Raw genomic sequence first — 13,493 nt, forward strand, 5'->3', positions numbered from 1 at the left:
TTTATTTCTTCAAGGGCAACTCAATATAAAAAGTGGTTCCTTTTCCGCTTCCTTCAGATTCAGCCCAAATTATTCCTTCGTGCATATCAATGATTTTCTTTGCAATCGATAAACCAAGTCCGGTAGAACTTTCTCCGCCGGTGGGCTTTGCCGAAAGCCTCTGAAATCGTTTGAAGAGCCTTCCGAAATCAGTTTCAGAAAGTCCCAACCCTTCATCTTGAACCTTGAGCTGAACTGCCGCTTTCTCCTTTAACAGTTTAGACGGTGGCGAAACCATCTTTAAACTGATGTAAATGGGTTTGCCAACCGGTGAATATTTTATGGCATTTGAAATCAAGTTATCGAAAGCCGCGTAAATCCGCTCAGAGTCAATTTCTGAAACCAAGTTTTGCTCAATATGGGTTGAGATGCGTTGCTCCTTAGCCGCTGCTTGAGCCGATGAGCTTTCAATCGCTTGTTCTAGAAGTCGGCTGACATTTGTTTCAGCCGGCGAAATGGACATTACACCTGTATCACTCGCTGCAGTTTGTAAAAGATCAGTCACAATCAAAAACATGCGATCCGATGACCGTTTGATTGCTGAGACCATCGCTCGCAATTCCATTACTTTATTCGCTTCTACCGACTCCACGCCTTCAAGTTTCTCAATAATCAGTGCCGCAAATCCACCGATACTTTGCAAAGGATTTTTTAAGTCGTGAGCCGCAATCCCCAAAAGCTCTGTTTTAAGTTTATCCGCTTCAAGCGCTTTTTCTCTCTCTTGTTCCGCTTCACTCCGAGCAAGCTCCGCTTTCCGCTTTTCTTCTCGCTCACTTCTCGTTCTTTCTTCAACCAGTTTTTCCAATTCTTTTTTTCCGGCTTCAAGAGCAATCGTTCGAAACCGTACAAACCCAAATACAGCCAACACTCCGATTACAATCATCAATGCCTTAAACCACGCAGACTCATATATGAATGGCTTAATTGATATTGAAATGGTTTGATAGGTATCCGGCCAGCGCCCTTCACTATTCGAGGCTTTTACAAGAAATGAATAATCGCCCGGCGAAAGATTGGTATAAGTGGCCTCTCGCAATGTTCCGGATTCAATCCATTTATCATCGAAGCCATTTAATTTGTAACGAAATTTAATTTTTTCCGGAGAGTAAAAAGTTACAGAGGTAAACATAAATCGAATCCGATTTGTCCCTGCGTCGAAATCTCTTTCCTGATGCTCTCTGGGTAATACAATTCTTTTCGTTTCAGATTGAATTTCGATCACTCGGGCAACTGCCGGTTCAGGAAGATCCTTTAAGTTTTTCGGTTGAATAAGCGATACCCCACGATTGGTCGGAAACCACAATACCCCATTCGCACCGACCGCCCCAGTTGCAGGAACTGTGCACGCATCGGTTCTCATCCCATCCGCCTTTCCAAATTGCCGAACATCCAACTCCGCTTCAGGCAAATTCAACACTGATTTCTTCACACGCATAATGCCTTGAACTGTTCCTAACCATAACATTCCATCGTCATCTTCAAGGATTTGAAACACCGGTGTCGATAAAAGAGGATTCCGTTGCGATAAATTTTCAATTTCCCCCTCTCGTAAACAAAAGAGCCCATCCTTTGTGCCAATCCAAACAATTCCTTTCGCATCTTCATGAATCGTAAAGATAAATTCAGAAGAAAGCCCTTGAGACTCATCAAACTGTATCGCAACACTGTCTTTCAGCAACCAAACCCCGGCACCATCACTTGAAACCCACACCCCTGACTTACCAACTGAAAGTGAATTAATAGAAACTGATTGCAACTTAGAATTCGAAAGCAGTTCAAAGGCGTCACGCAGAGGATTATAGATTGCAATTCCTCGCCGTGTGCCTACCAATAATTGGCCTGCTGTATTTTCAACGATTGAGCGTATCGCTTTGCTCGGAAGTCCTTGATCAGTATCATACGCTTTGAACCGATTACCCACCCGCTTGTAAAGTCCGCGGCCAAATGTGCCAACCCAAAAGTCGCCGTTTTTCTGTTTTGCAAGTGCACGAATGACATCTGTTGGCAGTCCTACATCACTATTAAATCGAACAATCTCACCGCTCGGCATCACTTTTTGAAGCCCACCATACGCGCCAATCCACATTTCACCATTTGATCCCGGTAATATGGCGTAAATACTATTTCCCGCAAGTCCTTCTCTTGTGGTGATTGTCGTGATACTGCCATCCGTTATTTTATTTGCACCGGCACGCGCTGTTCCGACCCAAATATTTTTTTCACTATCCTGCGCGATATCCGTGATCTCTGAACTTGACAGCCCTTCTGACTCTCCAAAGTGAGTAAACCCGTAGGCATGACCTTGAGCCGCAATTTTCAATGAAAGCCTGTGAACGCCGTCTGTCGTGCCAACCCAAACATCACCATCGGCCGCAGTTTCCACATCTAAAATGGCATTTCGCTGCGGTCCATTCGGAAAAGCATCATAATTGGTTAATCGTCCTTTCAAAAAACTTGACAGTCCCTTCAATCCGCCAATCCACAATTCGCCAACTCTTCCAACATGAAGAACAGAAATGGTATTGCTTTGAAGCCCCAAAGCTTCAGTGAAATGAAAGCGCTCTGCATTGGCCTCACCTCTACAGATTCCGTAAAGGCCCTTAAAATCTGTTCCTATCCAAAAAATACGTTTCTGCGAAAGCGAATCCCGATTCTCGGCTAGCGCACGAACTTCCATCCCTTGAAAACGTGAAAGAAGTGAATCAGAATTTAGGGGAGCTAATTCAGGAAGCTTTGGTTTTGGGAAAAGCATCACTTTCGCAAGCCCTTTGCGTGTTCCAACCCAAAGCGCCGTGTCACTCGTTTCATAAATGGCGGAGATATTGTTATCAGGCAAACCTTCTTTGGTTGTGAAAGTCACAAAGCGTTCAGGGGTCACTAAAATAAGGCCGTTTCCAGTCGTTCCCAGCCATAGATTCCCAAATGAATCTTGCATAATCTTCCGAACCACATACCCTTTGAGCGTTTCACCATACTTGGTTTGAAGTTTGGCAAATTTAATTCCATCAAACACAAACACACCCTCGTATGTCCCGAAGTATAAAAAGCCTTCCTTGGATTGAAGAATGGAAAGCACCCCCGAAGGCAAACCATTTTCACTCTGCCACGATTGAAAAACATATTGCGTGGGCGCTTTTTCAATCTGCGCTTGTGTGACGTTTGAACAAAAAGCAATTGCAATAATGACATCAAAAACAAAAAGAATCCCCATTCTTGCTCTCGAAGGTAAAGGCCGAATGAAGGGCAATGCGAAGCTTTGTGATGATCTAGGATTCAATTCAGGAAGATTTTAGTTCGGTTGATAGGGTAATCTTTCCGCAACTTTCACCGCTTTCGATGTATTTCAATGCTGCCGGTAATTCTTGAAAAGCAAAAGTCTTTCCCATAATGGGTTGATAGTTTCCTTTTCGATAAAGCTCAAAAAGACTTTGATATACCGATTCAAACCAAGGCGGGTCTGCGGTTGCGGCCCGCATCGAAAAGCCTAAAATTTGATGGGAATGAAAAACCAATTCATAAGGGTTAAATGGCGGAATATCTCCGGCAGAATTTCCGTAGAGTACAACCTTTCCAAAAAGCCGCAGGTATCGGAAGTTTTGTGAAAATTCACTTCCCCCGTTTCCATCAAATACAAGAGATACACCACGATCTCCGGCACACTGATGAATTTCGTCCTCTTTTTGAGCCCGCCCCGAGACCACACACCACTCCGGTGGTTCAAGTTTTAACTTTTCTAAAAACCACGCTTTTTTTTCTGCTTTCCCCACCAATGCCAGCACTCGAAACCCAAAATGCTTTGCCATTTGAACCACGGCTGTACCGGTTGCCCCAGCCGCTGCATGAACAAGGCAGACGGCATTTTGATGATGCAATTCCTTCACTCCCTGAATATGCAAAAGATTATAAGCGGTTTGAGCAGCCACACCGAACCCGGCGGCTTCAGTAAAACTCATCCCAATCGGAATTCGCTGAATCGCATATTCCGGAACAATCATTTTTTCTGCAAATGCCCCTCCCCAATGATTGACTGCGAATACGCGCTCTCCAATTCCAAATCGGAAAGCATCGCGGCCAGTCCTGCTTACCACCCCAGAAACTTCCGAACCCGCTTCTTGCGCTTTTCGCGTACCTCGTTCAAGTGAGTGGCCGGCTATCTGAGCACGAAGAATTTTGATATCGGCATAATTTAACCCTGCAGCTTTAACGGTAATTTCTACTTCATTATCGTGAAGCACGGGCACATCAATCTCTTTCAACTGATAATGCCCATTTTCAAATACCCACTTTTTCATTGCCTTTAACGAATCACATTATTCAATTGCAAGCCCTAATGCTTTTGCCGCCGACATCACTTCCTCTGCATGACTTTCCGGTTTTACTTCCTGAAATACTTTTCGAATTATGCCCTCTCGATCAATCAAAAAAGTCACACGCTTCGCTAATCCAATTGATCCCAAAACCCCATACCTTTTACTCACTTCCTTGCTTTCATCCGAAACCAAAGTGAAATTAAGTTTCTCATTTTTCCTGAATTCTTCATGTGATTCAATATCATCGGTGCTGATTCCAATCACCTCAATTCCAGTTGCCTCAAAAGCATCCATTTTATCCCGAAATGAACACGCTTCTTTTGTACAACCCGGAGTCCCGTCTTTAGGGTAGAAATAAAGGACAACAGCCGATTTCCCCTTAAATTGTGAAAGGGTTACTGTATTCCCATTGTCCGATTTTAGAGCAAAGTCCGGCGCTTCTTGATTTTCCGAAAGAATTACAGCCTGCTCGCTGCAACTTGCGGCAAATATCACCATCATCACGAGAGTGAAATATCTAAAGTTCAATGTCATATCGAATTCATTTCATCATTATTGAATCACGCCAATTACTTGGTTTCAGTTGCAAGAGGCGTGATATCTTCCTTTTGACTTTGCAAATCATTGATGAGTTTATTGGTCAAAGAAATATCAAATGCCAAGGCTTCTAAATTTTGCTTCACAACAATTCGCTCTAAAAGCTCTTTTTGCGCAGGTGTGGTTCGAGAGCTAAAGAGTTTTGCAACACCTATGGCAATATTAATAAGACCTCCCGCAAAAAAAGCACTCGTTCGATTTCGATAAATCCATTCCGTTTGCCCTTCAACTCCATCGCCAAACCTCATTGAAATCACCATCTTTTGAATTTTGGCAATATTTCCGGTTTCAGCAAGCGATTGATTGCTGCTTGTCAGCCCGCGAAGTGCCGCAAGGCTCCACTCTGCCACACCGCCGACCAACCACATTTGCGATTTATAGCGAGCCGTTTCAACAAGCGGTCGCAAGAGAGTATCACTTTCCCAAAAACTTTTGTTTCCTGAAAGGTACTCTTCCGCAAAGCGCGTTTTACTTGAAACAAGCAGCCGCCCTTCATCTGTAATTGCAGCGAAAAGCCGTGGCTTAAGCCTTGTAATCCGTGGGTCACTCCAAGTTTTTTGAAGTGTATCTTTTTGTGAAAATCCAGTGAGTAGGAGCGATAGCTTTTCAATCGGTAAACGACCGCTTACAAGCAAAAGGAAATCCGGCTCATACCCTTCCCTTGCCTCAGCAGCATAAATTAGTGTATCAAGATCGCGCAGAAGCACAAAATCAAGCGATTTCGCAAGCGAATCCAACGATGCTTCCCCCAAAGTGGCACGCGAATCTTTAATCGAATCCGGAATAATCTCTTTCCAAAACACCGTTTTCCGAATATCATGAAGGCTTAAAAAAACGATGAGATTGACGCCTTTAGGTAACCGATCAAGGCTTTGGTACATTGCCGGAGAAATGGATTCACAAGGCAAGCGCTCTAATTCCCAATTGATTCGAAGTGCAACGCCCATAAAAAGCATTGAAATTATAGATACAAAAATCAGAACGCCATACCGATTTTTTTTCGGCAGCATTCCTCCCATTGGGTCACTGCTTGGGTCAAGTGGTGGTGGCGTTTGTAAGTCTTCAGGCATGTTACTTCTATTTGAAATGAATCAGTTTCGATGGTTTGAAATTGCAGAGGTTGCAAGGAAATCCGCGCGGTTATTAAGTTCGTCGTCACTATGCCCTTTCACTTTTACAAAAGTCACCGTGTGCTTTTCGGTCAGCGACTCCAGCTGTTTCCAAAGGTCTTGATTGAGAACGGGAGATTTTTTTGCGGTTTTCCAACCGCGCGACTTCCAGCCTTGAAGCCAGCCTTCGTTAAAGGCTTGAACAATGTAATTCGAATCGGTGTGAAGGTGAACACTGCAGCGTTCCTTTAGCTCGGAGAGCGCCATTATGGCAGCCATCATCTCCATTCGGTTGTTGGTGGTTTCCTTGACATACCCAGAAATTTCTCGTTGAGTTCCGTTGTAAATCAGAATTGCTCCCCAACCGCCCTCGCCCGGATTTCCGCTACAGGCGCCGTCGGTATAAATGATGACCTCTTTTTCTTTTGTTTGAGATAATGCCATAATAAAACCCGTTATCTCGAAAGATAAAAAGATTCCGATGATCTCCTTGAAACCATCGGAATCTTTTTTTATTCTGTTATGATTTGACTTGAAAAAAGAAACTCGTAAAGTATCCCTTAGAGTTTTCCTTCAGATCTTAAATAGGCCGCAAGTTCAGCTGTTCCGTTTTTGCTGATGTTCTTGATTGCACGGGTTGATAGGCGCACGCGAACCCATTTTTTTTCATCTTCAAGCCAAATTCGCTTTTCTTGCAAATTCGGTTCGAAACGGGTTCTGCTGTGATTGTTTGCATGTGAAACGGTGTTTCCGTACATGTGCTTTTTTCCGGTTAAAACACAAACTTTAGACATAGTAATCGTAGTTAAGCCGTTGATTCAAAAAATTTTGCCCGGGAGCACGCTTTTTTTAAGCGGACTGGGTTCCCTAGATATTCTCCAAAAATAAGGGGGCAAATATACGCCAATTTCTTTATTTTACAAGTCGTTTTCACATAATTAAAGCTCCACCATTATTCTTCATTAATTTTCAGCCGCCCGAAGCGCTAATAAAAAAAGCCCTTTATCCGGGCTTTTAGATTAACGTATAAGAAATGCTTTATTTCCCACCATTGAGCGATTCTTTTTTGGCTAAGAGGGCCTCTTTGGTTTCCGGAAAATTTGGGTCTTTCACACAAGCGTCAACAGGGCAAACCGCCGCACATTGAGATTCTTCATGAAACCCTACACACTCTGTGCATTTCGCCGGGGTGATATAATAATGATCATTGGAAAGTGCCGCATGCTTTTCTCCACCAAGCTTCCATTCATAACCCGGTTCGTAAATTGCTGTATTTGGGCACTCCGGCTCACAAGCGCCGCAAGTAATACAATCATCTGTGATGTGTAACGCCATAGATTACTCCTTTTTACTTCATTTTTTTGATTAAATGCCCGTCTCCTTTTCGGGCGAAACTTAGCAAAAATACCAAAAAAAGATTTTTTAATAAAACAGCTCCTAAAATTGTGAACACACGGGGTTTAATGATGATTTCGCCCCTGCGGGGCTTGGGGCTTTCTTTATAATATTTTTTAAGCAAAAAAACGAAATCCCGTAATGCAACAGGATTCCGTTTTCTAACAATTAAGAATTAAATAATGATCAACTACAAATACACCCTTACCATTCGGTGCCACGACGGCCAATCGTGAGGGGCATCGTTCCAAATATCACGCTGATTCCAGATGCCTTTGCTCCACATTTTATGAGAAAGCTGGATTGTGGTTTCGCGGCATTCTTCAATATCCCACGTGCTTGTTACCAATTTCCAATCAATGCCTCGGATTCGCTCAAGGGTGTAATGATCGTGCATATTCGGAATGTACTCTAAAGGCGAATTGAAATAAATATCGCTGCTGTGATAACCTCCAAAGAAATCTGTCTCATAGCCGCCTGCCATTGCTACAACTTTATTGACATACTCGGGATGTTTCAAAGCAAAATTGACAGCTAAAAAAGCACCAAAACTTGCGCCGGTTAAAATGGTAAAGGTATTCCAATTTTTATATCGCATAAAGGGATAAACTTCATGCATCACATATTGTTCCCATTGATTATGATACCACATTCGGGTATCGGGGTGCGCATTGTAATTATACCAAGTGGCACCTGCAAGTGAATCGATAAGGTAAAATTGCAAATGACCATTATCAATCTTATCGCCCAACGTATTCATCATCCCTTGGTCTTTCCATTCATAGAAACGGGCGTATGAAGTTGGCAATACCAAAACGGGAACACCGGTGTGGCCGTAAACGAGCAATTCCATATCGCGGTGAACGCGGTGACTATACCATTTGTGATACTCGACGTGCATAAAAGGTTGTTTTATTTCTTAATCTCTGATTTGACGCGTGAAAAAAAACCTGATATTATTTGGTTTCCAAAACTTCCGCAAAAATGCTGAACTTTTGTACGCTTTGCTTGATTTTTAATTAAGCGTGACTTCGGTTTGCTTATCAAAGAAAAGAATTTTTGAAACATCCATTGCAAATTCAAATTCTTCGCCAACCTTTGGAACATGTCTCATATCGACACGGCTGACAAACATATTATTCATTTGCGAGCTTTGGAGGGCATAATAAATAAAGGTTTCATTTCCCATCGGCTCCACAACATCAATCGGCAATTTCGCTTTTACAACATTTGAAGCCCTTTGAGAAAAGCCTGCGTCATAAATGTCTTCCGGCCGAATTCCCATTACAACTTCTTTACCGACCATTTGCTTGACTTTTGCCGCCACTTCTTGAGGAAGTGTAAATTCCATCTTCCCGTTTTTATCTTTGAAACCCACGCCGCCGGTATCGACAATCATGCCATCAACAAAATTCATTGCCGGACTTCCGATAAAGCCTGCTACAAATTTATTGACCGGATGATTATACAAATTAAGTGGTGTATCGATTTGTTGAACACGTCCATCCTTCATGACCACGATTCTATCGGCCATTGTCATTGCTTCAACTTGGTCGTGTGTGACATAAACCATCGTTGCGCCAAGCATTTTATGAAGCCGCGAGATGTTGGTTCGGGTTTCGACGCGCATTTTGGCGTCGAGATTGGAGAGGGGTTCATCGAAAAGGAAGACTTTGGGTTTGCGGACAATGGCGCGTCCGACGGCAACGCGTTGCCTTTGACCGCCTGAGAGCGCTTTCGGCTTGCGATCCAAGTATTTATCAAGACCCAAAATACGGGCAGCTTCATCGACTCGGGTTTTTATTTCTTCTTTAGGATATTTTCTCAATTCAAGCCCGAACGCCATATTTTCAAATACAGTCATGTGCGGGTAAAGAGCATAATTTTGAAACACCATTGCGATATCTCTGTCCTTTGGTGGCACATCGTTCATTCGAACGCCATCTATCAGTAAATCACCACCAGAAATTTCTTCTAACCCAGCGATCATTCTTAAAGTGGTTGATTTGCCGCATCCTGACGGCCCTACCAACACCACAAATTCTTTATCGGCAATTTCGAGATTGACCGCATGCACGGCTTTGACACCGCCTTCGTAAACTTTTTCGATTTGATTGAGAACAACTGTTGACATAGGTTTTTTGCTTAGCGGCAATGCCGATTTCGCTTAAGTTAATTGGAAAAGTAATGATTGAATATATCCTTATAAATGTTCTTCAACGCTTATTGAAGCAAATAACCGCTTAAGTTTCTCTTTCAAGGTTTTTGAAATTTTTATTCGTTTCTCTTGAAATCTTTACGCAATACAAAGCCTGTTTTTCAATTTTTGTACCCAACTGTATGGCACCGTAAGCTTACCAAAATTTTCATCATCTTGAGGCTTAACACCGTGATAATCAGCGCCGCCGGTCATTACCAGAAAATACTCGTTTGCAATTGCACGGTAAAACTCACGCCTCTCTTCGTTGTGAGAGGGATGAACAATTTCCATTCCATCAAGCCCCTCATCGATGAGGTAACGCACTGTATCATCCGGTACAAACCGACCGGGATGTGCCAGCACCGAAAGTCCACCTGCTTCATTAATTAAACGAATCACTTCAGCTGGCGCTGTCTCAATCCCCTTTTCATAGGACTCACAGTGCGTTCCGATATAGCGGTTAAAAGCTTCATTAAAACTTTGAACATACCCTTGCTCTTGAAGCACAGCGGCAATATGAGGTCTTCCGACCGAGCCGTTTCCGGCTTTTTTCAAAATTTGCTCAACCGTGATATTGATGCTTTCGCGCTTTAAATTTTCTACAATTCGATCGGCACGCTTCAAGCGTTCTTTTCGGCAATACGCGAGGTAATCGACAAGCGGCGAATGATGATAATCGATATAATATCCTAAGACATGTATATCGCGCCCTTCATGCGAAGTGCTCACTTCAACGCCCGGAACCAATTCCATTCCAAGCTCCCGCGTGCGTTCAAGCGCAATATCAATTGCGGCGAAATTATCATGATCGGTGATGCTAATGGTATGAAGCCCGGCGTGATAAGCCTTCTCTACCAATTCCAATGGCATCAGTGCCCCGTCCGAACAAGTGGTATGCATATGCAAATCAGCCACAGCACCATTGGGTACTGCGCTGCCTACGTCCATAGACATTTTTGTTTAGGTTAACGTTATGTAAAATTAGTTTCATGAGAATATAATAAAATTCAGTTATCAGAATTCAACAAAGAGTTATGATTGACGAATAATCTTGAGGAGATAAGCGTTTTCAAGTATGGATGATTGATTGAAAGATGTAAAGGCGTCGAATTTTAACCCCAGTAAAGAAATAGAAAATTGTTTTGGCTCGCGACTCATAAGCAGAACTCTCAAAAAGGAATGTTATTTTGACCTCTGTTCGAAGAGCGGCTTCAAATGAAGTGCTCATAACGAAATGTCATTCACCAATCAAATCTGCAGTATGCCGAAAGAAGTATCCTTTTCAGCCGAATCTCACGAGACGCTCACGCTCCTCAAAAGCCTTCCGATATTTAAACGATTTTCAGATACCGACTTGCTTTCAATCGGAAAGTTGATGCTCCGGTTTGAATACGCAGAAGGTGAGTATGTTTTTCATGAAGGTGAAACCGGAAAGGAGCTTTTCATTGTCGAAAGTGGAAAGCTTGCCCACGAGCGGCATCATCATACCATTTTCTTTTATACCGAGCGCGAAGTATTTGGCGAGGAATCAATGTTTCAGGGTCGCCACCATCAATATTCGGTTAAGGCAGTTCAACCAACCACCATTTATTCAATTTCCTCCGATGCTTTAACGAATGGGCAAGGGTTGCCATTAGAAGTATATGCCAATTTCTACCGAGAAGTCTGCGATTTTATGACCGTTCGCTCTCACGAAGAAGAAATGATTTACCGCGAAATGGATGTGCTCTTGGTTCAAGACGGAGGCTGCGCACCGGGTTATAATCCGGTTACGGCTTTTTTGACTGAGTTTCTTGAGCAAGCCGGTCGCCGTGTATTTATAGCCAAAGAAGGCTTTAAGTCGCTTGTCAGTGGGCAACAAGACGATTATCGCTACTTGGTTTACAGTATGGGGCTATACAAACAATTGGAGCGAATTCCGGGCGTGATTTTTTCTCCACCGCTTCGCGAAGCACGCGGGGCCGACTTTCGCACAGAGCGTTACGGCGATTTCAAGCACGACGAAAATATCCGCAAAGCAGCAGAGAACTTGATTCAACGCAAAGTAAAAGTGCTTATCGGTATTGGTGGAAACGGCACTTTCAAGGGAATTGATCGGCTGAGCCAACTTTTACCCGAAACCGTTCAAACTTTCTTTATTCCGGTGACGATTGATAGCGATATTATCGGCACCGAGTGCATTGGGCAACATACCGGTGTGGAAGTTGGGGCAGAAAAAATTCGATGCTATATGGCCGACGCGCGCACGCATCACCGATGCTACATCATTGAATTGATGGGTGCCGCCGGCGGTTACCACGCCTTGCACTCATGCTTAGGCGCGGGGGCTCATTTGGCTGTTCTTCCACAATCGAATTATGACCCTGTAAAGCTTTCTCAAGCACTTAAAAATAGAACCTCAACGGTGATTGTTGTGGCTGAAGGATATAAGGCAGACGAACGAAAGTCAAAAGGATATCAAGGAAACGCGGCTGAATACTTCCGTGATCAATTGCTTGCGGCAGGCCTTCAGACGCGTCAACGGGTGATTTGCGAACCCTTTTCGAGAGATGTGCGCGGCGCCCGACCCAATAATAACGACATTACGCTCGCTCAGCGGATGGTTTGCAAACTCACCGAACTTATCAAAGACAAACATAATCGTATGATGCCCGCTGTGCTTTCGGGTAGAGATTACGCCATTCCATTTTATGAAATCAGAACCGAAAATTCGGTTGAATCGAATTTAGCCGAGCTTGCAAATCGTTTGGGAGTGTAGGTTTCAAAATCAAAAAGGTTTGTTAAACTATTTTTTTACAAAAAAATCTTTTTGAATGAGTCCGAATCAAACTATCCTCTTCGTCTTGAGAGTGTAGAGCATAAAGTTCTACATTTATCAACAAAAAAGGAGAAAAGTTATGATTTTAATAATGAAAATTTCAGGTTTGGTTATCCTCTCATTTGGGTTAATCATTTTCCTTCTTTCATTGGTTTCACCAAACTCAATCGTCATTTCAAGAAAAATTTACATAGATGCACCAAGAGAGCAGGTTTTCTTTACAGTGTCTCAATTAAATCTTTTTCCAAAATGGTCACCATTTTTAGAAAATGATCCTCATCAACAGTATGAGATTATTGGTGAAGATGGAAAAATTGGAGCTCACTATCGTTGGGTTGGCGTCAATGAAACAAGTGAAGGAATTCAACGGCTAACGGAGTTAAACCAAAACGAAAGCATTGCATTCACTTGTGAAATAACAAAACCTTTTGAATCAAAACCTTCGTTTGATTATCGATTTGATGTAAAAGGAAACGGCACATTAGTGACACAAACATTTAGGACTCAACTCCCATTTCCTTCCAACATTATCTCTAAATTAGTTTCGCTTTCAGAAAAGATTTCTGTAACCAATGAAAAAGGATTAAAAAACCTAAAAAAGTACATTGAAATGAAAAAATAGGATTGTTCCATCGTTCTAAATCTTAAAACAAAATCTATATGAATAAATACATGCTTTTATTTCGCGACTTAAAAATGAATGATGAAGCCTTTGCTTCTCTTTCTCCAAAAGATATGCAAGCCTCTTTAGAAGAATGGGGCAAATGGATGGGCAAACTTGCAGCAGAGGGAAAATTACTTGGTGGAGAACCCTTGTTGCCATTTGGGAAAGTGATACGTGGGACAATTAAAAAAATCACTGACGGCCCGTTTATGGAAAGTAAAGAAATCGTTGGTGGATATTTAATTATCAATGCTGCATCGCTTGAAGAAGCAACAGAGTTGGCCAAAGACTGTCCAACTTTGAAATCCGCGGATGGGAGCGTTGAAATCAGAGAAATAATGATCGTTAACCAACAGTAACA

Annotated in this window: 13 protein-coding genes; 3 read left to right on the forward strand and 10 right to left on the reverse strand. The window is 42.7% G+C overall.

The annotated features are described in order from the left end of the window. Window position 1: 1 nt before the first annotated feature. The 10 genes from SFU91_07540 to SFU91_07585 all read right to left on the reverse strand — a co-directional run bounded on the left by SFU91_07540 (window position 2) and on the right by SFU91_07585 (window position 10,604). Window positions 2-3,316, reverse strand: coding sequence for a two-component regulator propeller domain-containing protein (locus tag SFU91_07540; GenBank protein ID MDX2128870.1), 3,315 nt, complete (start codon window positions 3,314-3,316; stop codon window positions 2-4). 1 nt (window position 3,317) lies between these two features. Then, on the reverse strand, window positions 3,318-4,331 hold the full coding sequence (locus tag SFU91_07545) for a zinc-binding dehydrogenase (GenBank protein MDX2128871.1): 1,014 nt from the start codon (window positions 4,329-4,331) through the stop codon (window positions 3,318-3,320). 18 nt (window positions 4,332-4,349) lie between these two features. Further along, entirely contained in the window at window positions 4,350-4,883 is a 534-nt protein-coding gene (locus tag SFU91_07550; GenBank protein MDX2128872.1) for a peroxiredoxin, read from the reverse strand. A gap of 35 nt (window positions 4,884-4,918) precedes the next feature. After that, window positions 4,919-6,016 (reverse strand): hypothetical protein, encoded by a 1,098-nt coding sequence (locus tag SFU91_07555; protein ID MDX2128873.1) that lies wholly within the window; start codon window positions 6,014-6,016, stop codon window positions 4,919-4,921. A gap of 21 nt (window positions 6,017-6,037) precedes the next feature. Further along, window positions 6,038-6,499, reverse strand: a complete 462-nt coding sequence (gene rnhA / locus SFU91_07560) for a ribonuclease HI (protein MDX2128874.1) — start codon at window positions 6,497-6,499, stop codon at window positions 6,038-6,040. Window positions 6,500-6,615: 116 nt separating this feature from the next. Continuing rightward, entirely contained in the window at window positions 6,616-6,849 is a 234-nt protein-coding gene (gene rpmB, locus SFU91_07565) for a 50S ribosomal protein L28 (protein MDX2128875.1), read from the reverse strand. Between the two features lie 244 nt (window positions 6,850-7,093). Beyond that, entirely contained in the window at window positions 7,094-7,390 is a 297-nt protein-coding gene (locus SFU91_07570; GenBank protein MDX2128876.1) for a YfhL family 4Fe-4S dicluster ferredoxin, read from the reverse strand. Window positions 7,391-7,640: 250 nt separating this feature from the next. Beyond that, window positions 7,641-8,351, reverse strand: coding sequence for an alpha/beta hydrolase-fold protein (locus tag SFU91_07575; protein MDX2128877.1), 711 nt, complete (start codon window positions 8,349-8,351; stop codon window positions 7,641-7,643). Between the two features lie 114 nt (window positions 8,352-8,465). Continuing rightward, window positions 8,466-9,584 carry a sn-glycerol-3-phosphate ABC transporter ATP-binding protein UgpC gene (gene ugpC / locus SFU91_07580; protein MDX2128878.1) on the reverse strand — a complete coding sequence of 373 codons (1,119 nt, stop codon included), beginning with the start codon at window positions 9,582-9,584 and terminating at the stop codon, window positions 8,466-8,468. A 162-nt stretch (window positions 9,585-9,746) separates the two neighbouring features. After that, on the reverse strand, window positions 9,747-10,604 hold the full coding sequence (locus SFU91_07585; GenBank protein MDX2128879.1) for a PHP domain-containing protein: 858 nt from the start codon (window positions 10,602-10,604) through the stop codon (window positions 9,747-9,749). Window positions 10,605-10,911: 307 nt separating this feature from the next. Here SFU91_07585 and SFU91_07590 point away from each other — a divergent pair, with 307 nt between their 5' ends. The 3 genes from SFU91_07590 to SFU91_07600 all read left to right on the forward strand — a co-directional run bounded on the left by SFU91_07590 (window position 10,912) and on the right by SFU91_07600 (window position 13,491). Further along, entirely contained in the window at window positions 10,912-12,408 is a 1,497-nt protein-coding gene (locus SFU91_07590) for a 6-phosphofructokinase (GenBank protein MDX2128880.1), read from the forward strand. A gap of 139 nt (window positions 12,409-12,547) precedes the next feature. After that, the gene (locus tag SFU91_07595; GenBank protein ID MDX2128881.1) at window positions 12,548-13,090 is read left to right on the forward strand and encodes an SRPBCC family protein; all 543 of its coding nucleotides are present in this window, start codon (window positions 12,548-12,550) and stop codon (window positions 13,088-13,090) included. A 38-nt stretch (window positions 13,091-13,128) separates the two neighbouring features. After that, a complete protein-coding gene (locus tag SFU91_07600) occupies window positions 13,129-13,491 on the forward strand; it encodes a YciI family protein (GenBank protein ID MDX2128882.1) in 363 nt (120 codons plus the stop codon). The last annotated feature ends 2 nt before the right edge of the window (window positions 13,492-13,493 follow it).

It is taken from the genome of Chloroherpetonaceae bacterium (assembly GCA_033763895.1).
Taxonomy (GTDB): Bacteria; Bacteroidota; Chlorobiia; order Chlorobiales; family Thermochlorobacteraceae; genus JANRJQ01.